This window comes from Actinophytocola sp. (genome assembly GCF_035942955.1).
In the GTDB taxonomy this organism is placed as follows: domain Bacteria; phylum Actinomycetota; class Actinomycetes; order Mycobacteriales; family Pseudonocardiaceae; genus DASYTH01.
Genome location: NZ_DASZCQ010000058.1, coordinates 21103 through 40847, shown reverse-complemented (window position 1 = coordinate 40847; position 19745 = coordinate 21103). Strand labels below are relative to the sequence as shown.

Genomic DNA, 19745 nt, shown 5'->3' with positions numbered 1-19745 from the left:
CGGAGCGAACCATCCAATGCTCCTGCGGCTCCGAGGAACGAGGAGAGGCCGGCTTGGCCGAGGAACGAGGTCTGCCCGAGGAGTGGTCCGGTGACCCGGCACCCGAGGCGACCCACGACATTGGCCAACATTCCCGAGCTGGAGGACACCGCATGAAACCCGTTGTGGTGACCGGTACGCCGCGAGCCGAACTGGACACAGTGGACGCGCTGGCCGGGCACGGCGTGGCGACGGCGCACGAGGCGATGGACCGGACCGGCTACCTCGGCACGGCGTTGCGGCCGATCCAACCCGGACTGCGGATCGGCGGCACGGCGGTCACGGCGCTGTGCTGGCCGGGCGACAACCTGATGATCCACGCCGCCGTCGAGCAGTGCCGTCCCGGCGACATCCTCGTCGTGACGACGACATCTCCGTGCACGGACGGCCTGTTCGGGGAGCTGCTGGCCACCGCGCTGCGGGTGCGCGGAGTGCGGGGGCTGATCACCGAGACCGGGGTGCGCGACGTCGCCGAGCTGCGCGCGCTGGACTTCCCGGTGTGGTCGGCCGCGATCAGCGCCCAGGGCACGGTGAAGGCCACCGCGGGCGCGGTGAACGTGCCGATCACCGTGGGTGGCCAGGTGGTGCGGCCGGGCGATGCCATCCTTGCCGACGACGACGGCGTGCTGTGCGTGCCGCGTGCCGAGGTCGCCCGCGTGCTTGCCGCGGCGCGGGCCCGGGTGGCGAAGGAGGAGGCAGCCCGGCAGGCGTTCCTCGCCGGCGAGCTCGGCCTGGACCGCTACGACTTGCGGTCCACTTTGGAGCGACTCGGCGTGCGGTACCTCACCGCCGAACAGTATGCGAAGGAAACGGGGTGAGCGGAGCTTGCGGAGCGAACCATCGAGCACTGCCCCATCGCCGAGGGACGAGGCGATGGGGTCGCCAGCACCGAGCTTGCGAGGTGCTGATTTGACCGGGGTGCGCTGCATGCTCATGCGGGGCGGCACATCCAAGGGCGCGTACTTCCTCGCCGAGGACCTGCCCGCCGGTCCCGCGGAACGCGACGAGCTGCTACTGCGGATCATGGGCAGCCCGGACCCGCGGCAGATCGACGGGATCGGCGGTGCCCACCCACTGACCAGTAAGGTGGCCGTCGTGTCCACATCGGCCGATCCCGCCGCCGATGTCGACTACCTGTTCCTGCAGCTGGGTGTCGAGCAGGCCACCGTGTCCGACCGGCAGAACTGCGGCAACCTGCTCGCCGGGATCGGGCCCTTCGCCGTGGAACGCGGGCTGGTCGAGCCGGCGACCGACCGGACGACCGTGCGTATCCGTATGGTCAATTCGAACTCCGTTGCGGTGGCGACGTTCGCCACGCCCGGCGGGATCGTCGACTACGCCGGGGACACCGCGATCTCCGGCGTCCCCGCCACCGCCGCGCCGATCACGCTGGACTTCACGGACACCGAGGGCTCGGCCTGTGGTGCGCTGCTGCCGAGCGGAGCGCTGCGCGACCGGATCGACGGCGTCGAGGTCACCTGCATCGACAACGGCATGCCCGTCGTCATCCTTGCGGCGAGCGACCTCGGGGCGAGCGGGTACGAGCCCGTCGGGCAACTCGCCGCCGACGGCCGCCTGCGCGAGCGAGTGCAGTCGATCCGGCTGCAGGCGGGGAAACTGATGGGACTCGGCGACGTCGCCGACACTTCCGTCCCGAAGACGACCCTCGTCGCTCCGGCTCGCGCCGGCGGAATTCTCTGCACCCGCACGTTCATCCCGCTGCGCCCGCACGACTCCATCGGGGTGCTCGGCGCGATCACCGTCGCGACCGCCGCCGTGCTGCCCGGCACAACGGCATATGACGTCGCCCGGCCGCCCGCAACGGGAATGTCACCAGGAATGCCGCTGCGCATCGAGCATCCCACCGGGCATCTCGACGTGACGGTCGAGCTCGACGACGACCCTGCGCCGCGGGTCCGGCGGTGCGGTGTCATCCGTACCGCGCGCAAGCTCTTCGACGGCATCGCCTTCCCGCGTCCCCAGGAGTGATCATGGGTCTACTGCACGACATCGCCCATCTCGGCCACGTCGAACTGCTCACCCCGGAGCTCGAGCGCAGCCTGTGGTTCTTCACCGAGGTGCTGGGAATGACCGAGAACGGCCATGACGGGGACACCTACTACCTGCGTACCTGGGACGACTACGAGCACCACAGCCTCACCCTGACCGGTCACCACACGTCGGGCCTGCGGCGCACCTACCTGCGGGCCGCCAGCCCGGAAGCCCTCGACCGGCGGGTCAAGGCGATCGGCGCGGCGGGCCGCGGAATCGGCTGGATCGACGGCGAGCCGGGCATCGGGCCGATCTACCTGTGCACCGACCCCGACGGCCACGAGTACGGCCTGTACTGGGAGACCGAATGGTATGACCCGCCGGAGAACCTGCGCCCCTCGCTGAAGAACCAGGCGCAGGCCTACCCCGCGCGCGGCGTGTGCGTGCGCCGGCTCGACCACGTCAACTTCCTCGCCGCCGAAACCGCGCCCAACGGCGACTTCGTCCGCGACCTGCTCGGCGGCCGGGTCACCGAGCAGATCCAGCTCGACAGCGGCCTGATCAGCGCACAATGGCTACACTTCGCCCAGAAATCCTACGACCTCGTCTACACCAACGACTGGACCGGCAGCACCGGCCGCCTGCACCACATCGCCTTCGCCACCGACACCCGCGAAGACATCCTCCGAGCCGCCGACATCTGCCTCGACCGGGGCATACACATCGAAACCGGCCCCCACAAGCACGCCATCCAGCAGACCTTCTTCCTCTACGTCTACGAACCCGGCGGCAACCGCATCGAACTCTGCAACCCGGTCGCCCGCCTGGTCTTCGCCCCCGACTGGAAAACCATCACCTGGACCGAAGCCGAACGCGCCAAAGGCCAAGCCTGGGGACTCAAAACCATCGAAACATTCCACACCCACGGCACACCCCCGGTCCCAACACCTGATGTGGTCAAATGATGTCCGCGTCATGCGTTCTCGACCGGTTGGCCACGGTCATCGCCTATCGTCCTCAGTAGAGGATATCCTCAAGTCCCGCTCGGCTATGGGATGGTGCGGCCAGTCATCGGCGAGGAGTCCGAAGCGGAGGTCGCGGTCCATTCGTTCTTGATCCAGGTGTGGGCGCGGCGGTGTCCTTCTTGGCGGAAGCCGGGTCGGTGGAGCAGTCGGGCGGAGCGGGCGTCGCATTCCGCTGATACCCGGTGGAGGCCTTGGTTGGTGAACAGGTGCTCGAGCACGGCTCGGAGGGCTTCGGTGGCGTAGCCGTGGCCGTGGTGTGCAGCGGCGGGACGGGGGACTCGTCTGCCGGCGGGTGCGGTCTGATCCGCATCAGCCGTTGCAGTTCGTCGGCGAGCACCCGGATCCGGCTGATCCGGTTCCCGGTGAGGGTCAGCGGGTCGATGCCGAGTTCGGTGACGGTGCGGCCGGTGGGGGCGAGCGCGCCGAGCGGGGTGTGCCACGGGCCGATGTGCCGGGCGCGATGCCGGAAGGCGATGGCGAGTCTTCCCGGCGAGGTGATTCGGTCGACGATGTCGATCACGTGTTGGTCGAACGTGGCGTGCGGGGCGCGGGCTCGATCGACGAGGTCGGCGAGCGGCGTCCGGGACATCGTTGATCCACACCGGGTCGGGGTGCCGGTCCGGTGGCCGTCCACAGCGCGACCAGACGTTCCTCGGCGGTCATTGGGTTTGCTTCGTACGTCGCGGACCACAGCGCTGCGAACATGGTCGCGGTGGGGGGTCGCGAGGTCCTTGGCCGGGCGTATCAGGAAGCGGGCTCGGTCCTCTTGTAAGAGGGAAACAGGGGAAGGCATTCAATGATCACCACGAGAAACGTGCGCGCGTTGGTGCCGTCATGACGTTCACCAGCTGCCCGGACTGCGGCGAGATCGCCGAAGTGATCGACCGCTTCGTACTGCCGAGCACCGACGGCCCGGTCGAGCACGTTCGTACCCAATGCTTGCGCCGGCACTTTTACTGGTGTCACTGGCAGATGTCCGACAGCATAGACTGACATCAACCTGGTCAAGCGTCCTGCCGCATGGTTTGGCCTGGCGACAGGCTTCTCTGGCCGGTATGCCGGTCCGATCCGCGATGGCGGCATCCTCTTCTGTCACTTTTGGCGCCAGAGTATCGAGTTCCCGAATGGGCAGACCTTACTGAGTTTTGCCCGAGATTTGCCGAATTCCGTTGTCACGGTGTCGCCCGAGGTGCATCGTGGCCATGGGCCACACCTGAGGTGAAGGGGGTGGGCCCGATGGGCATTGAGTTGAGTATTCAACTGGTTGAGGTCGACGCGGATACCGAGCGGGCGGGTGCGTTGGCCGGGTTTCTTCGCCAGGAGCTCCTTCGACTGGACGTCGACGACGTGACCGCGCTTCGTGCGGGCGAGGCGCCGCCGGGTGCCCGAGCCTTCGACGTCGTCGCGGTTGGTGGGCTGCTGGTCACGCTCGGCCGGTCGGTCGGGGGGCTGGGCGCGGTCGTGTCCGCGGTCCGGAAATGGCTGGGGCGCGGCGACGGAGCACCCCGAACGGTGCGCCTTGAGATCGCCGGTGACGTGTTGGAGCTGTCCGCGGCGACGGCGGCCGACCAGCAGCGGTTGATCGAGTTGTTCGTTGCCCGGCATGCCACCGGGGAGAGTGAATAGTGGACGGGCAGCGCAAGGCACTGATCGTCGCCAGCGACGAGTACGAGCACCAGGGGCTGCGGCGGCTGCGGTCACCGGCGGCCGACGCCGACGCGCTGGCCGGGGTGCTCGGCGACCCGCGGATCGGCGGCTTCGACGTGCAGGTGGTGCACAACGAGCCCGCGCACGTCATCCAGGCCCGGATCGAGGATCTGTTCTTCGACCGCCGGCCCGATGATCTGCTGTTGCTGCATTTTTCCTGCCACGGGCTGAAAAGCGAGTCGGGGGAGTTGTTCTTCGCCGCCAGCAACACCCGGCCGAACCGGCTCGGTTCCACCGCCGTTCCGGCGGAGTTCGTCCAGCGGTGCATCCGGGCGAGCCGGTCACGCAGCATCGTGGTGCTGCTGGACTGTTGCTACGGCGGTGCTTTCGGCGAGGGCGTCACCGTCCGGGCGGCCGGGGACGTCAATGTGCTCGACAGCTTTCCCGGTGAACGTGGGCGCGGCCGGGCGGTGATCACCGCGTCCAGCGCGATGGAGTACGCCTTCGAGGGAGACCAGCTCGCCGAGGAGGGCGACCCGCGGCCGTCGGTGTTCACCGCGGCCCTGGTTGAGGGGTTGGCCACCGGCGACGCGGACCGGGACGAGGACGGCTGGGTCGCGATCAACGAGTTGTACGACTACGTGTTCGAGCGGGTGCGCGAACGGAACCCGAACCAGACGCCGAGCCGGGACATCGAGATGCAGGGGGAGCTGTACCTGGCGCGCAGCCGGCGGCGCCGCATCCGGGCCCTGCCGATTCCGGCGGACCTGCAGGCCGCGGTCACCGACCCGAACATGTTCACCCGGCTCGGCGCGCTGACCGAGCTGCGCTCGCGGCTGGGCAGCGACAACCTTTCGGTCGCGGCGGGCGCCTATGACGCGCTGACGGTGATGGCCGCCACCGACATCAGGCACGTCGCCGACGCCGCGGCGGCGGCGCTTGGCGAGGCGGCCGTCCGGCTCGACGAGCCCGCGCTGCATTTCGGCCGGGTGGCCGAGGGCTCGGACCCCGCGCACCGGGCGGTCCGCCTGCTCGGCCCGCCGATCGCCAGGGCCTGCACTCCGGTGCCTTCGCACGACTGGATCCGGGTCGACGAGACGGCCGGCGGCTTCGACGTCACCGTGGACACGTCCGCGGCCGGCACGCGCAGCGGCAGCATCGCCGTCACCGGGCCGACCGGCGAGGCCGTGATGCCCGTCGACGTGGAGGTCGTAGCCGGCACCGGCCGCCGGCGAGAACCGGACCCGCCACGGGCCGGCTCCGTGCGGTCTCGGCCAGCTCCGACGTCCACCGCGCTCGACGGGACCGCGCCGCGCCGGCCAGGCGGCGCGGCGCTCCGCCTGGCCGGCGAGCTGGCCGTCCTGAGCGCGGCGCTGCTGGTCGCCGGGTTGCTGCCCGACTACCGCGGGTCCAACTCCCTGCTTGAGGAGGCGGGGTATGACGGCGGCGCGGAGCGGTACGTGTGGCAGACGCTCACGATGGTCGCGTTGCTTGTCGTTGCTGGTGTCTGCATTTTCGTCCCGCGCACCAGGAGGTTGGTCGGACCGGGACTGCTGCTGGGTGCGGTGGCCGCATCGAGCCTGGGCCTCGCGCATCTGATCCGTGATTCGACCGGCGGCTCCCCGGAGGCGGGATACTGGCTCGAGCTCGGCGCGCACCTGGCGCTGGTGCCCGCGGCCGGCCTCGCCGTGCTCGCCCTGGCGCACGATCCCGACGTGCGCCTGGCACGGGTACCCCGGGGCGTGCTTGCGTGGTGGGTGCTCGTGCTCGGCGCCGGCGGTGCGCTGACCCTGGTCTTCCACACCCTGCTGGTCTTCAACAACGTTGCGGACGACAGGCACCAGACCCTCTACCTCAACATCGCGGCGACGGTCATGGCGCTGGTCGTCCCCACCTGCGCGGCCTTGGCGATGCCGCGCAGGTTCGGGGTCTTCCTGCTCGCGGGGTGGATCATTGCCGGCACGACGTTCTCGCTGTTTAACTTCGCGTTCCTGGAAAGTCAATCACTCGACACCACCACGATCGTCATTTTTGGTTCCACGTTGCTCGGGCTCGCGGTCGTGGCGATCAACCTGTTCCAAGCCGGGCCGGGACGTATTTCTCCGCCCGCGAGTGCATCCTCCTCGTAGAGGTGTTTGCTATGAAACTGCTCCGCTTCATTCGTGACAATTCGCTCGTCGCGGTCGCCGCGGTGCTGCTGACCGCGTGCGGTACGCAGGCCGAGGAGAGCTCCGAACCTACCGCTCCTCCGGTCGAGTCGACGGAGTCCACCGTGGACCCGAGCGTCGAGCCCACCGATCAACCCGAGAAGCCCCAGCAGCCCGGCGGGGGTGCGCCCTCGATCCCGGTTCCGACGTTGCCGATCGGTGGCTCCGCGGATGACGACTCCCAGGTGGACCAATGCGTCATCGCCAACTGGCTGGGCGATTCGGAGGTACCGGAGAAGGTCTCCATTCTCGTCAAGACCATTGACATCAAGCCGCCCGGCGTTTTCGACAAGACCGGTTCCGGTTGCGGCGGCACCACCAGTTGCAGCGGGGGCTTCGCCTTCACGTCCTCGCGAACGAAGTGCTCCGTCGCCGTCCGGGCGAAGGCCGAGCACGGCCGATCCGCGCGCCTGGTGTTTACCGGCGCGCTCCGTTGTCCGGCCGGACAGGACCGGATATGCCGGGACTTCGTGAAGAAGATCAAGCCGCAGAGCATCCCACTGCGCCAACCCGGTGAACCGCCGTCGTCGGAGGAAAGCCCGCCGAGCTCCAACCGCTGATGCCCGACGAAACGCCGGCCCCCGGCCAGATCGAGCGGTGGATCCGGTCCAGCGCGACCATCATCGCGCCGGTCACCGCGCTGAGCGCGCTGCTGTTCTACTTCGGCTACGTCTCCGCCCGCTCGCAGTTCGAATACTTCGGCGTCGACGTCGACACGATCGGTCTCGGCACGCAGGACTACATCATGCGCAGCCCGCAGCCCCTGCTGGCACCCCTGCTCGTGCTCACCCTGGTCGGCGCCGGCGCCTTCGCGCTGCACACGGCCACCCGCCGGCGGATCGCGACGGCGGCCGCGAGCGTCCTGCGCGTGGCGCGCGGACTCAGCATCGCCGGGCTCGCCCTCCTCGGCGCGGGCGTCATCCTGCTCGTGATCTACGCCCAGGTCCGGGACTGGGCGCTCTACAACCTGGTGACACCGCTGCTGATCGCGCTGGGCGCCGCGCTGACCGCCTACGGGTCCCGGGTCCGGCACCTCGCCGGCGACGCGCTGCACGACACCGAACCCGCCCAGGCACAGCGCTCCCTGCTGGCGCGCCGGACCTCAAGCACGTTGATCTACGTCCTGGTCGCCGTCGGCATCTTCTGGATGACGGCCACCGTCGCCGAGTGGACCGGCCGCGGACTCGCGCAGTACCAGGCGCAGAACCTCGGCCGCCTGCCCAGCGTCATCCTCGACACCAAGGAACGCCTGTACCTGCGCAGCCCCGGCATCGAGGAGACCGTGCTGCCCGAGTCGCAGGGCCAGACGTTCCATTACCGCTACCGGCGGCTGCGCCTGCTCATCCACGGCGGCGACCGGATGTTCCTCGTCCCCGACACCTGGTCGGCAAGCAACTCCACCCTGATCGTGGCCCTCGACGGCTCGGTACGCGTCCAGTTCCAGTTCCAAAACCGGCGCCCCTGATCACGGCTGGCTTCGATCCGTGAACAAGACCCATATGTTCAAGGGCACCACCTCGGTGCCGCTGGACGAGGAGAGCAACGGCAAGTCCCCGCAGATCCGTAGCGCGTTCCCGTCAAGAAACCCGCCCTCAGCTCCTCGCGCGTGGCGATATCACCGGCCACGCCGCACGGTCGTCGCGCCGGGCAGGCTGCCAAGGGTGGGTGTGAGAGTCAACGGCACATACCGCCAGACCGCTCGTCGATAATGATGTCCGGGTCGAGCGGTGATCATCGGATGCTGCGCGAAGGCGAGGAGGACCGGGTGGTTTCAGCTGATCGGTTGGACAATGACCGGTTCCCGCGGGCATCGGCCTATCACCCCGACTGGGTGCGGGCCGGCGTCAGCGGCGGAGCGAACTCGCTGTGGCTGACCGAGTGGCTGGCCGAAGCGGTCGAGCTTCGACCCGGAATGCGTGTCCTGGACCTCGGCTGTGGACGCGGCGCATCCTCGATCTTCCTGCACCGGGAGTTCGGCGTTCAGGTGTGGGCGGTCGATCTATGGTTCAGCGTCGACGAGCGGCTCGCGCGCGTCCGCGACGCCGGCGTCGGCGACGGCGTGTTTCCGATCCACGCCGACGCCCGGTCGCTGCCGTTCGCCGCCGGCTTCTTCGACGCCGTGGTCAGCATCGACTCGTTCGTCTACTACGGAACCGACGACCTCTACGCCAACTATCTCGCCCGGTTCGTCACACCGGGCGGGACGATCGGCGTCGCCGGTGCCGGCCTTACCCAGGAGATCGACGGGCCGGTTCCCGATCATCTCCGGTCGTGGTGGGAGCCGAGCATGTGCTGCCTGCACTCCGCGGCGTGGTGGCGCCGGCACTGGGAACGCAGCGGCATCCTCGACGTCGACCAGGCCGACGACCTGCCCGACGGCTGGCGTCACTGGCTCGCCTGGCAACGTGCGGTCAGCCCGGACAACCAGACCGAGATCCACGCTCTGGAAGCCGATCACGGCCAATACCTCGGCTACGTCCGCGCCGTCGCCCGCCGTCGCCCCGTCCCACTCGACGATCCCATCACCACTGTCCCCGTCACCTACACCACCAGCCCACTGCTCCGCCCCTAACCCGGATCTCGTCGGCGCGGATCGACGGGATGCCGCAGCGGGTCGCCTCGCCGGGCGGATCGAGGTGCGCGGCGAGGCGATGATGCGGCAGGACAGCCGGCCGCCACTGAACGCGATCGTCGTGGGGATGGAGAACGGTGCCGGTGAGCCGGTGGCGAACGATCTGGTCAGGTTGGGGGAGCGGTGGCCGAAGCGGCCGGCGCAGTGGCGGGACGGGGAACGACCGGGCGGCGGGGGAGTACCCGGCGCACATCCGACGTGGTCATCTGGACGCCGGGCGCGCCCGCGGGCGTCCGCCGGACTTCGCCGGCGTGCTGGATGACGAGGACGAGTTCACCGCGGCGGTGGAGGCAGTGGTGGCCACCTTCGCGCCGCACGCCAAAGTGGACGGTCGCACCAAGCGGCGGCGCGCGGGCGGGCGGTGCTGCGAGGTGCCGGCGCACTGCGCCCGGACAGGATCGCGCAGTCTCAGCGGGTTCATCGGCGTGCTGGCCGCGTTGCCGGACGGGATGAGCCGGTTGGGAACGCTGCCGCCGTCGCCGCGGATCTTGCCGAGCCGCGCTGACCGCGGCCATGGTGCACGACCCCGCCGCCCGAGCCACTTTCCGGCCGGACCGCTACGCCTCGAGGAGGTCATCGACCGGGCCGGGGGGCGGCCCGCGGGAGTGATCATCGCTGCCCGGCGACGACGGTACCTAAGTTGAAGTCGCTGTAGCTCTGCGGCAACTTCGGCCTAGGGTGGGAGTACCGGTCTGTGACACAGCCCGGAAACCAGTGACGAAGCGGGAAGACGCGCGACGCGGGGCCAGTCCGCGGTATGCCCGGCCGCGACGAGCGGCGACCGGCGCGGACCGCGCGCACGCCGTCGGGCGTTGCGGATGGACCAAGGGCGGTTCTCCACCATGAGGGATGTACATCGGCTTGATCCCATGTCGGCGAACCCGGGCAGCGGCATCGTGCTCGCGGCGTGGGAACGGTTCGTGCAGGGCGAGGACCACGTCCCGGGTGTCCGGCCCGAAGTGGCGATCTCCTGGCATCGCTGCCGAGAGCAGTACCGGGTCGATCCACACCTCACGCAGGCTCCGGTAGCCGTCGCAGAGGTCGACCATACGCCCGAGCACGACGTCGTGTTCGCTGAGCTGGGTTTTCGTGCCGCGTCCCTGGCACATGAAGTGAGCAACCTCGGTGGCGTCGTCACCGTCACCGATTCCACCGGCCGGATCCTGGCCGAGTGGGGCGACCACGCCACGCTCGCCAGAGCCACCGACTCCAGTCTGGCGCCCTGGTTCTGCTGGTCCGAGTCCGCGGCCGGCACCAACGGCATGGGCACGGCGCTCGAGGCGCACGGCCCCGTGCTGATCAGGGGCGCGGAGCACTGGTGCCAGGCGTTCCACAACTGGGTCTGCGCGGGTGTCGCGGTGCGCGACGTGGTGACCAGGGGGCCGATCGCGGTTCTGAACATCTCCTGCTGGCGCAGCCAGCTCCCCGCCGCCGCGGGAAGCTGGCTGGCGAACGCGGTCACCAAGACCCAGGGCACGCTGAAGCGGCGCGCCCGGGACAGCGGCGCGGAGTTGGTCGCGGCGTTCACCCAGGCAAGGGCCCGCTCGAGTGTGGTGCTCGCGGCGCTGGACACCGCGGGCAAGGTGGTGATCGCCGACGAGACGGCGAGCGTGCTCATGGGCGTCCCGGCCTCCACCCCGGCGGTCGATCCCACGGTGCGGTGGAATCCCGGGCTGCCGGAACTGATCGGAGCCGCCCGGTACGCCAGCCGGCAGGCGGCCCGCAATCCCGACTGGGTCGGCTCGACGCAGATCTTCCCCCACCTCGCCGACGAGCCGACCGCGATCAGCATCCGGCCGGTCTTCAGCTCGGGTCACCTGATCGGGAACCTGGTCTCGTTCGGTCCCTCCGACGGGGCGCAGGTGCCCGAGACGGAACGGTCCGCGCGCCCTCGACGGCCGCCGCGCCGCGTGGTTGCGATGCGCGACAACCGGATGGTGCTGCTGCGGCTGCCGGAGGTCTCCTTCGCCGAATCGGAAGGAAACGACGTGTGGCTGCACACCGATCAGGGGCGGTTGCGAGCCGCGTCCGCGGGCCTGGACAAGTTCGACGAGGAGCTGGCGGATGTCGGCTTCCTGCGGGTGCACCGCCGGTATGTGGTCAACCTCAGCCGCATCCGGGAGATCGAGCGCGGAGTCAAGGGCGAGCTGTCACTGATCATGGATGACCGGAGAAGCACGGTGGTGCCGGTTTCCCGGCGCAACGCGCCGGCCGTGCGTCGCGCGCTGGACATCTGAGTTCCCGGAAGGATTCCCGTGTCTGAAAGCCCGGACACCGTTGCCGTCTCGAAGAAGGCTGGGAGCGCGGGCGGCGGCCTCGGCCTCTCCGTCCCGGCCGAGCACCGCGGTCGCTCGATCGGGGGTGCACGCAATCGGGACTGGTGGCCGAACCAGCTCGATCTGACGATCCTCCGGAAACACCCTGCCGTGGCCGACCCCATGGGTGCGGACTTCGACTACGCCGCGGAGTTCGCCACGCTCGACCTCGACGCCCTTGCGCGGGATGTCGACGAGGTGCTGACCACCTCGCAGGAGTGGTGGCCGGCCGACTTCGGCCACTACGGGCCGCTGGTGATCCGGATGGTGTGGCATTGCGCCGGGACGTACCGCATCGCCGATGGCCGGGGCGGCCCGGCCACCGGCATGCAACGCTTCGCGCCGCTGAACAGCTGGCCGGACAACCGCAACCTCGACAAGGCACGCCGGCTGCTCTGGCCGGTGAAGAAGAAGTACGGCCGCAAGATCTCCTGGGCCGACCTGATGGTCTTCGCCGGCAACCGCGCCCTGGAGTCCATGGGCTTCACGACCTTCGGCTTCGCCGGCGGCCGGGCCGACGTCTGGGAACCCGACGAGGACGTCTACTGGGGTCCCGAGCGCGCCTGGCTCGCCGACGAACGCCACCGCGGCGTCCGGGAGCTGGCCCACCCGCTGGCCGCCGACCAGATGGGCCTCATCTACGTCAACCCGGAGGGACCGAACACCGTCCCGGACCCACTCACCTCGGCCAGGGACATCCGGGAAACGTTCCGGCGCATGGGGATGAACGACGAGGAGACCGTCGCGCTGATCGCGGGCGGGCACACGTTCGGCAAGACCCACGGCGCGGCCGACCCGGAACGCCACCTCGGCCCCGAACCCGAGGGCGCCCCGATCGAGGAGCAGGGCCTTGGCTGGAAGAGCAGCTACGGCACCGGAAAGGGCGCCGACGCCATCTCCAGCGGGCTCGAGGGCACCTGGACACCGACGCCGACGAGGTGGGACAACAGCTTTCTCGAGACCCTGTTCGGTTACGAGTGGGCCCTCGAGCTGAGCCCCGCCGGTCTGTGGCAGTGGGTTCCGAAAGACGGCGGCGGGGCCGGCACCGTGCCGGACGCGCACGACCCGGCCAGGACACACGCCCCGACGATCCTGACGACGGACCTCGCGCTGCGGTTCGACCCGGCCTACGCGCCGATCTCGCGACGTTTCCTGGAGAATCCGGACCAGCTCGCCGACGCGTTCGCCCGTGCCTGGTTCAAGCTGACGCACATCGACATGGGCCCGATCCAGCGCTACCTCGGACCGCTGGTCCCGCGGGAGACGCTGATCTGGCAGGACCCGATCCCCGCCGTGGACCACCGGCTCGTCGACGCGGCGGACGTCGCCGCCCTCAAGGCCAAGGTCCTCGACTCGGGACTGCCGATCGCGACGCTGGTCTCCACCGCGTGGGCGTCGGCCTCGACGTTCCGCATCAGCGACAAGCGCGGCGGGGCCAACGGGGCGCGCATCCGCCTCGAGCCGCAGCGCGGCTGGCGAGTCAACGACCCCGACACGCTGGCGCACGTGCTGCGCACCCTGGAGCGGATCCAGGAGTCGTTCAACAGCGCCCAGACCGGCGGCAAGAAGATCTCGCTGGCCGACCTGATCGTGCTCGGCGGATGTGCCGCGGTCGAGCGGGCCGCCAGCAACGCCGGCTTCGACATCGAGGTCCCCTTCACCCCGGGACGCATGGACACGTCGCAGGAGTGGACCGACGTGGCGTCGTTCGCGCCGCTCGAGCCGACCGCGGACGGGTTCCGCAACTACTACGGCAAGACGGGCAACCGGCTGCCGGCGGAGCACCTGCTGATCGACCGGGCGAACCTGCTGAACCTGAGCGCGCCCGAGATGACCGTCCTGGTGGGGGGCCTGCGCGTGCTGGGGGCGAACTCCGGGCAGTCCCCGCTGGGCGTGCTCACCTCGACCCCCGGGTCGCTGACCAACGACTTCTTCGTGAACCTGCTCGACATGGGCACGGTCTGGACGGCGACGTCCGAGGACGCGGAGACGTTCGAGGGCCGCGACCGCGCCACGGGTGAGGTCAAGTGGACCGCCAGCCGCGTCGACCTCGTGTTCGGCTCGAACTCCGAGCTGCGGGCGCTCGCCGAGGTCTACGCGAGCGACGACGCTCGGGAGAAGTTCGCGCACGACTTCGTGGCCGCGTGGGACAAGGTCATGAACCTCGGCTGATCCGCCTCTCCGGAATCAACCGCTGTCGTTGCGTACCAGCCGGCGGTGCGGATGGCGGGTTGATCGTGGCTGGCTTGCGTCACGGTCCCCCGAGGTGCCCTTGGCCGGCACGCGGCTCCTCGTAGTGGCGACGAATCGGGTACGAACGGTAGCCGGTGGCGGACGAACGGCGTGGCCCTGTCGATTCGGCGCTGGTGTGTTTTCTTGTGCCAAGCAGGTACTGGATTCTGCATGAGGAGATGACGCCCCGATGACGACCGCGCAGGAGCGCGCCGACCTGCTGAACGAACTCGGGTTGAACGCGCAGAACAAGGCGGCACTTGGTCAGGTGCTGGGGACCGGACGCATTGGGCACGCCACGGAACGGGCCGATGGTCGAATGGAGGCGACAATCCGGATTCGGCCCGACGAGATCGCCTGGGACCCGTCGATTCTGGTCATGCCCCACGGCGGTGATATCGAGCTCGAACTCATCAACGACGACCTGAACACGCATTGCGCGCTCCTGCCGAGCAATGGCGACAGAAAATTCATCTGGTTGGTGAACCATTCGAAAGGAAGGGCGACCCTCAACCTCGACGGCCCTGGCTACTACTGGTTCAGCTCACCAACGGGCAACGACGAAGGCCGGGGCCTGACCGGCGCCATCGTCGTGCTCGGCGACGTCCCACCGGAGGCGCGCCTCGACCGTCCCGACCAGCCGCGGCCCTAGCTTTGGAGGAGGCACCAATGACCGTCGAATACGTGGACGCGGGCGAGGCCATCGACCAGGGCAGGCTGAGCGGCAAGGTCGCCGGGGGAGACGTTGCGCCGCCGGTGGTTCGCGACGTCAACTACGAGCGCATTCTGAACGCCCGGTCGGAGCCCCACAACTGGCTCACCTACTACGGCGCCTACAACGGACAGCGGTACAGCCCGCTGGACCAGATCAACACGGAGAACGTCAAGCGGATCGGTCCCGCCTGGATCTTCCAGGCCGGCACGAGCGGCATCATCGCGGGCGCGTCGACCTACTCGTTCGAGGCCGCCCCGATCGTCGTCGACGGGGTCATGTTCCTGTCCGGTTGGGACGGTTGGGTCTGGGCCCTCGACGCGAAGACCGGTGTCGAGATCTGGCGGTACAAGCACGCGGTTCCGTTCGATGTGTCGCTGTGCTGCGGGAACGTCAACCGCGGGGTCGCCGTGGCCGCGGGGAAGGTTTTCTTCGTCACGGCGAATGCCCATGTGCTCGCGCTCGACGCCACCACCGGCAAGCGGGTCTGGGACCGGACCTACGGGGACGTGCGGGCCGGGGAGAGCGCCACGGTCGCGCCGCTGGTCGTGAAGGACAAGGTCATCGTCGGCAGCTCCGGCGGGGAGTTCGGCGTGCGCGGCCACCTGGACGCCTTCGACCTCGAGACCGGCGAGCACCAGTGGCGTTGCTACACGGTTCCGAAGCCCGGGGAGCCCGGCTCCGAGACCTGGCCCGCCGACGGTGAGGCCTGGGCGCGTGGCGGGGCGAACTGCTGGATCACCGGCACCTTCGACCCGGAGACCAACCTGCTGTACGTGGGCACCGGCAACCCGGCGCCCGACTTCGACGGCGGCGTCCGCGAGGGCGACAACCTCTACACCGACAGCATCATCGCCGTGGACGTCGACGCCGGTCAGATCCGCTGGCACTACCAGTGCACCCCGCACGACGTGTGGGACTACGACAGCATCGGCGAGTGCATCCTGTTCGAACAGGACGAGCGCAAGCTGCTCGGGCACTTCGACAAGAACGGCTATTTCTTCGTCCTCGATCGCACGAACGGCGAACTGGTCCAGATCACCCCGTTCGTGGACCGGATCACCTGGGGCGCGATCACGCGGGACGGCCAGGTGACGGCCAAGGTGTATCCCGACGAGGAGGGCGTGCCCGTCCACTTCTACCCGGGTCCCGCCGGCGCCAAGGAATGGACCCACGCGGCCTACAGCCCCAAGACCGGGCTGTTCTACGTCCCGGTCCAGGATGTCGGGGCCACCGCCACCCGGCGGCGCCGGGAGTTCAAGGAGAGCATCCCGTACTGGGGCGCCGGCGTTCAGGTCGACATCGAGGAGGCGACCGGGAGCGTCAGCGCGTTCGACGCCAACGGCGACGAGAAGTGGCGCTGGCGCAACGAGCTTCCGATGTGCGCCTCGGTGCTGGCCACCGGTGGCGACCTGGTGTTCGCCGGTGAGCCCTCCGGGGAGTTCAACGCGCTCGACGCCCGGACCGGGGAGCTGCTGTGGCAGTTCCAGTGCGGAAGCGGTCACCACAGCAGCCCGACCACCTACATGGTCGACGGCCGGCAGTACATCGCCGTGCCGGTCGGTTGGGGCGGCTGGGCCGAGGGGTTCCTCCCCGGCATGCTCGGCGCCGGTCACGGCAGCGCGCTGATCGTGTTCGCCCTGCCGGAAACGTCGTAGTGAGGAGGTGGATCCGTGGAATCTCAGCTCATCGCGTGGGAGACACCCGAGTTCGATGAGATCGGAGTCGCGCCCGAAGTGACCATGTACATCGCTCAGCTGGAGGACTGACGGACGTGGGTAGCGCCGTGACGACAACCGAAACAGACGTCTTCGTCGAGACATTGCGGGCGCACTCGCGGCGCTACCACGACCGGCACCCGTTCCACGTCCGGATGAACGCCGGCCGGCTGAGTCCACAACAGATCCGGGGCTGGGTGGCCAACCGCTTCTACTACCAGGAGAACATCCCGCGCAAGGACGCGGCGATCCTGTCCAACTGCCCCGATCTCGAGGTCCGCCGCCGCTGGATCCGGCGGATCGTCGACCACGACGGCGCTGTCGCCGGCGAGGGCGGCATCGAGGCGTGGCTGCGACTCGGCGAGGCCGCCGGGCTGACCCGCGAAGAGGTCCGGGACCACCGGCACCTGGTCCCCGGGGTGCGGTTCGCGGTCGACGCCTATGTGAACTTCACCCGGACCCGCCCGTGGGTGGAGGCGGTGGCCTCCTCGCTCACCGAGCTGTTCGCTCCCGACCTGATGGCGGAGCGGCTGGCCGCGTTCGAGCGGTGGTACCCGTGGATCGACCCGGCGGGTCTCGCCTACTTCCGCGCCCGCCTCGAGCAGGCTCCCCGAGACTGCGAGCACGCCCTCGAGGTGGTCACCGCGCACTGCCGGTCCGCCGAGTCCCGGGCGCGCGCCGTCGAAGCGCTGTCGTTCAAGTGCGACGTCCTGTGGAGCCTGATGGACGCCATCGAGTCGGCCTACCCGGAGTGACCACAATGGACTCCACTGACCGGCCCCGGTTGGCACGCCATGTCCGGATGACCTTCTGCCGGACCCGGCAGCGGCACATCCTGCAGCGACCCGAGACGGTGGTGGTGCTCAACGGCAGCGGCGCGGACATCCTCGCGCTGTGCGACGGGCGGCACACGGTGGCCGAGATCGTGGCCGAGCTTGGCGCGCGCTACGGGACCGTCCCCGGCGACGAGGTGCGGCGGTTCCTTACCCGGCTCGTCGCCCGGCGCTGCGTGGAGCTCACCCATGGATAGCCCCTTCGGGTTGCTCGCCGAGCTCACCTACCGCTGCCCGCTGGCCTGCGCGTACTGCTCCAACCCGCTGAACCTGGCCGACTACTCCGACGAGCTGGCCACCGACGAGTGGCGGCGGGTGCTGGTCGAGGCGAGCGACCTCGGGGTGCTGCAGTGCCACCTGTCCGGCGGGGAACCGCTGCTGCGGCGCGACCTGGTGGAGATCGTGGCGGCCGCCCACGACCTCGGCCTCTACACCAACCTCGTGACCAGCGCCGTCGGGCTCTCCCGTCCGAGGGCCGAGCAGCTGCGGGCCGCCGGTCTGGACCACGTGCAGATCAGCATCCAGGCCGACGAGCCGGCCCGGTCCGACCGGATCGCCGGGATCCCGTCCTGGACGCGCAAGCTCGAGGCGATGGGCGTGGTCAAGTCGCTCGGCTGGCCGCTCACCGTGAACGTCGTGTTGCACCGGCACAACATCGACCGGATCGCCGACATACTCGGGCTGGCCGAGAAGGTGGGCGCCGACCGGGTGGAGCTGGCCAACACCCAGTACTACGGCTGGGCGTGGCGAAACCGGGACGCGCTGCTGCCGAGCCGGGCCCAACTCGAGGCGGCCGAGGTCGTCGTCCGGGCCGCCCGCGAGCGGTTGCGGGACCACATGGACGTCAGCTACGTCATTCCCGACTACTACAGCCGCTACCCGAAGCCGTGCATGGGCGGCTGGGCCTCCCGGCAACTGACCGTGACACCGAACGGCGACGTCCTGCCCTGCCCGGCCGCCCAGTCCCTGCCGTTGCCGCGGGCCAGCGTCCGGACGGACCCGCTGGCGCGGATCTGGGCGGAGTCCCCGGTGATGACCGCGTTCCGGGGGACGGACTGGATGCGGGATCCCTGCCGGAGCTGCGACCGGCGTTCGCTCGACTTCGGCGGCTGCCGCTGCCAGGCGTTCCAGCTCACCGGCGACGCTGGCCGCACCGACCCGGTCTGCCACCTGTCACCCGACCACGCCCTGGTCGCCAAGGCCGTCGAGGCCGCCAACGCCGACCCTCGGGCCGATCTTCCGCTGACCCCCCGCCCGCACCGGGCTAGCCGCCGAACACCAGCGGCAACGCCGCGGCGGCGATGATCAGGGTGACCCCGCTCAGCAGGTCCGAGCGGATCCGGACGAGGCGCGCCGCCGCCCGCCCGAGCCGCAGCCCGACCAGCGACAACACCACCGTCATGACGCCGAAGACCGCGGCCGAAACCCATGGCGAGAGTCCGAGGATCCCCAGGCTCGCCCCGGCGAGCAGATTGTCCAGGCTCAGCGTCAACGGAATGCCGAACAGCGCCCACGGGTGGTCCAGCTCGTCCGGCTCAGGATTCCGAAGAGCCGAGATGACGAGGAAAAGACCGTACCCGCCGAGCGCGGCCGCCCCCACCACATCGGCGACGTCCCCCACGGACTCCCCGATCTGGCGCCCGATCAACAGCCCGACCAGAGGCATGATCGCGTCCCACAACCCAAAGGTCAGCGCAACCTGCATCGCGCGCCTCAACCCGAACGGGACGGTGCCGAGCGCGATCGAGACCCGAAAATTGTCGAGACTGAGCACGAAACCAAGCACCAGCACTTCCCAGATCATGGCAACGTCACTGCCCAACGACGACCGACGCCACCAAGAATGACTCCGTCCCGGCCAGCATCCACCATAGTTGGAGATAATATCTCAGATGACCCCCGAAATAAACCCGGCAGCCATTTACGCCAGCTTTTTGGATCCCACCCCGACCGGCGGCGGCAACCGAAGGCTCATCTGGACGCCCACGAGCGCATATCGCGGTGATCAACGTTCCGGAACACCCCCGCGTCCACGGAATCCGCCGGAGCAGAAGCCAATCCCGGACACGCCGGCGGCCACGGACAATGGACCGCCGGAACTTCGCCCTTGTCGTTCGCCCCTCACCGTCCCTCGACGAACAGCCCGGAACAGAACCCGCACCGTCTCGGCGACGGCCCGATCCCCATCACCCAGCCAGTGATCGTCCGACGATAGACCTACCAGGCTTGCCGTCCTCGCGGACATTCATGGTGATACAATGGTCTCCCAACAGACCCTGTCGTGTGAAATCGCCAAGCCGCGACAATATGGCAGCGCGATACGCATCACCTGGTTGTTGCACCAGCACCCTTTGGCAGCTTGCTAGCGATCGTGAAGAACCGGCTCAAGCGCA

General features: G+C 69.3%; 21 protein-coding genes. 19 read left to right on the top strand and 2 right to left on the bottom strand.

Annotated features, from left to right (window positions below):
- Positions 1-152 precede the first annotated feature (152 nt).
- From VGX25_RS06140 to VGX25_RS06130, 3 genes are all read left to right on the top strand, one after another.
- A complete protein-coding gene (locus tag VGX25_RS06140; protein WP_326916623.1) occupies positions 153-857 on the top strand; it encodes a 4-carboxy-4-hydroxy-2-oxoadipate aldolase/oxaloacetate decarboxylase in 705 nt (234 codons plus the stop codon).
- Positions 858-957: 100 nt separating this feature from the next.
- A complete protein-coding gene (locus tag VGX25_RS06135; RefSeq protein WP_326916646.1) occupies positions 958-2028 on the top strand; it encodes a 4-oxalomesaconate tautomerase in 1071 nt (356 codons plus the stop codon).
- A gap of 2 nt (positions 2029-2030) precedes the next feature.
- A complete protein-coding gene (locus VGX25_RS06130; RefSeq protein WP_326916622.1) occupies positions 2031-2996 on the top strand; it encodes a VOC family protein in 966 nt (321 codons plus the stop codon).
- Between the two features lie 83 nt (positions 2997-3079).
- Here the strand turns inward: VGX25_RS06130 and VGX25_RS06125 are convergent, their stop codons facing one another.
- Positions 3080-3274, bottom strand: coding sequence for a GNAT family protein (locus VGX25_RS06125; RefSeq protein WP_326916621.1), 195 nt, complete (start codon positions 3272-3274; stop codon positions 3080-3082).
- 98 nt (positions 3275-3372) lie between these two features.
- Between VGX25_RS06125 and VGX25_RS06120 the strand changes: the two genes are divergently transcribed.
- From VGX25_RS06120 to pqqE, 16 genes are all read left to right on the top strand, one after another.
- Positions 3373-3651, top strand: a complete 279-nt coding sequence (locus VGX25_RS06120; RefSeq protein ID WP_326916620.1) for a hypothetical protein — start codon at positions 3373-3375, stop codon at positions 3649-3651.
- A 239-nt stretch (positions 3652-3890) separates the two neighbouring features.
- Positions 3891-4049, top strand: a complete 159-nt coding sequence (locus tag VGX25_RS06115; RefSeq protein WP_326916619.1) for a hypothetical protein — start codon at positions 3891-3893, stop codon at positions 4047-4049.
- Positions 4050-4292: 243 nt separating this feature from the next.
- Entirely contained in the window at positions 4293-4682 is a 390-nt protein-coding gene (locus VGX25_RS06110) for a hypothetical protein (RefSeq protein WP_326916618.1), read from the top strand.
- Positions 4682-6832, top strand: coding sequence for a caspase family protein (locus VGX25_RS06105; protein WP_326916617.1), 2151 nt, complete (start codon positions 4682-4684; stop codon positions 6830-6832). The genes VGX25_RS06110 and VGX25_RS06105 overlap by 1 nt, the downstream gene beginning before the upstream one ends.
- Before the next feature lie 11 nt (positions 6833-6843).
- A complete protein-coding gene (locus VGX25_RS06100) occupies positions 6844-7470 on the top strand; it encodes a hypothetical protein (RefSeq protein WP_326916616.1) in 627 nt (208 codons plus the stop codon).
- Entirely contained in the window at positions 7470-8375 is a 906-nt protein-coding gene (locus tag VGX25_RS06095; protein WP_326916615.1) for a hypothetical protein, read from the top strand. The genes VGX25_RS06100 and VGX25_RS06095 overlap by 1 nt, the downstream gene beginning before the upstream one ends.
- 300 nt (positions 8376-8675) lie before the next feature.
- On the top strand, positions 8676-9482 hold the full coding sequence (locus tag VGX25_RS06090) for a class I SAM-dependent methyltransferase (RefSeq protein ID WP_326916614.1): 807 nt from the start codon (positions 8676-8678) through the stop codon (positions 9480-9482).
- Positions 9483-9793: 311 nt separating this feature from the next.
- Positions 9794-10186 carry a hypothetical protein gene (locus tag VGX25_RS06085; RefSeq protein ID WP_326916613.1) on the top strand — a complete coding sequence of 131 codons (393 nt, stop codon included), beginning with the start codon at positions 9794-9796 and terminating at the stop codon, positions 10184-10186.
- A gap of 225 nt (positions 10187-10411) precedes the next feature.
- Positions 10412-11779, top strand: a complete 1368-nt coding sequence (locus VGX25_RS06080) for a DNA-binding protein (RefSeq protein ID WP_326916612.1) — start codon at positions 10412-10414, stop codon at positions 11777-11779.
- A gap of 117 nt (positions 11780-11896) precedes the next feature.
- The gene (gene katG, locus VGX25_RS06075; protein ID WP_326916645.1) at positions 11897-14029 is read left to right on the top strand and encodes a catalase/peroxidase HPI; all 2133 of its coding nucleotides are present in this window, start codon (positions 11897-11899) and stop codon (positions 14027-14029) included.
- A 250-nt stretch (positions 14030-14279) separates the two neighbouring features.
- Entirely contained in the window at positions 14280-14741 is a 462-nt protein-coding gene (locus VGX25_RS06070) for an MSMEG_3727 family PQQ-associated protein (RefSeq protein ID WP_326916611.1), read from the top strand.
- A 17-nt stretch (positions 14742-14758) separates the two neighbouring features.
- Positions 14759-16459, top strand: coding sequence for a PQQ-dependent dehydrogenase, methanol/ethanol family (locus tag VGX25_RS06065; protein ID WP_326916610.1), 1701 nt, complete (start codon positions 14759-14761; stop codon positions 16457-16459).
- A 15-nt stretch (positions 16460-16474) separates the two neighbouring features.
- Entirely contained in the window at positions 16475-16570 is a 96-nt protein-coding gene (gene pqqA, locus VGX25_RS06060) for a pyrroloquinoline quinone precursor peptide PqqA (protein WP_326916609.1), read from the top strand.
- Between the two features lie 17 nt (positions 16571-16587).
- Entirely contained in the window at positions 16588-17274 is a 687-nt protein-coding gene (gene pqqC, locus VGX25_RS06055; RefSeq protein ID WP_326916608.1) for a pyrroloquinoline-quinone synthase PqqC, read from the top strand.
- 5 nt (positions 17275-17279) lie between these two features.
- The gene (gene pqqD, locus VGX25_RS06050; protein WP_326916607.1) at positions 17280-17549 is read left to right on the top strand and encodes a pyrroloquinoline quinone biosynthesis peptide chaperone PqqD; all 270 of its coding nucleotides are present in this window, start codon (positions 17280-17282) and stop codon (positions 17547-17549) included.
- Positions 17542-18657 (top strand): pyrroloquinoline quinone biosynthesis protein PqqE, encoded by a 1116-nt coding sequence (pqqE, locus tag VGX25_RS06045; protein ID WP_326916606.1) that lies wholly within the window; start codon positions 17542-17544, stop codon positions 18655-18657. The genes pqqD and pqqE overlap by 8 nt, the downstream gene beginning before the upstream one ends.
- On the opposite strand, the gene VGX25_RS06040 is transcribed toward pqqE, so the two are convergent.
- Positions 18617-19144 carry a manganese efflux pump MntP family protein gene (locus tag VGX25_RS06040; protein WP_326916605.1) on the bottom strand — a complete coding sequence of 176 codons (528 nt, stop codon included), beginning with the start codon at positions 19142-19144 and terminating at the stop codon, positions 18617-18619. The two genes, pqqE and VGX25_RS06040, sit on opposite strands and share 41 nt — an antisense overlap.
- Positions 19145-19745 lie beyond the last annotated feature (601 nt).

What these genes read in the sequence shown, in the direction of transcription:
- VGX25_RS06140 (WP_326916623.1), top strand. Translation starts at nt 153, where the DNA reads ATGAAACCCGTTGTGGTGACCGGTACGCCGCGAGCCGAACTGGACACA.
- VGX25_RS06080 (WP_326916612.1), top strand. Translation starts at nt 10,412, where the DNA reads ATGTCGGCGAACCCGGGCAGCGGCATCGTGCTCGCGGCGTGGGAACGG.
- VGX25_RS06095 (WP_326916615.1), top strand. Translation starts at nt 7,470, where the DNA reads ATGCCCGACGAAACGCCGGCCCCCGGCCAGATCGAGCGGTGGATCCGG.
- pqqE (WP_326916606.1), top strand. Translation starts at nt 17,542, where the DNA reads ATGGATAGCCCCTTCGGGTTGCTCGCCGAGCTCACCTACCGCTGCCCG.
- VGX25_RS06070 (WP_326916611.1), top strand. Translation starts at nt 14,280, where the DNA reads ATGACGACCGCGCAGGAGCGCGCCGACCTGCTGAACGAACTCGGGTTG.
- pqqD (WP_326916607.1), top strand. Translation starts at nt 17,280, where the DNA reads ATGGACTCCACTGACCGGCCCCGGTTGGCACGCCATGTCCGGATGACC.
- VGX25_RS06110 (WP_326916618.1), top strand. Translation starts at nt 4,293, where the DNA reads ATGGGCATTGAGTTGAGTATTCAACTGGTTGAGGTCGACGCGGATACC.
- VGX25_RS06115 (WP_326916619.1), top strand. Translation starts at nt 3,891, where the DNA reads ATGACGTTCACCAGCTGCCCGGACTGCGGCGAGATCGCCGAAGTGATC.
- VGX25_RS06100 (WP_326916616.1), top strand. Translation starts at nt 6,844, where the DNA reads ATGAAACTGCTCCGCTTCATTCGTGACAATTCGCTCGTCGCGGTCGCC.
- VGX25_RS06130 (WP_326916622.1), top strand. Translation starts at nt 2,031, where the DNA reads ATGGGTCTACTGCACGACATCGCCCATCTCGGCCACGTCGAACTGCTC.
- VGX25_RS06065 (WP_326916610.1), top strand. Translation starts at nt 14,759, where the DNA reads ATGACCGTCGAATACGTGGACGCGGGCGAGGCCATCGACCAGGGCAGG.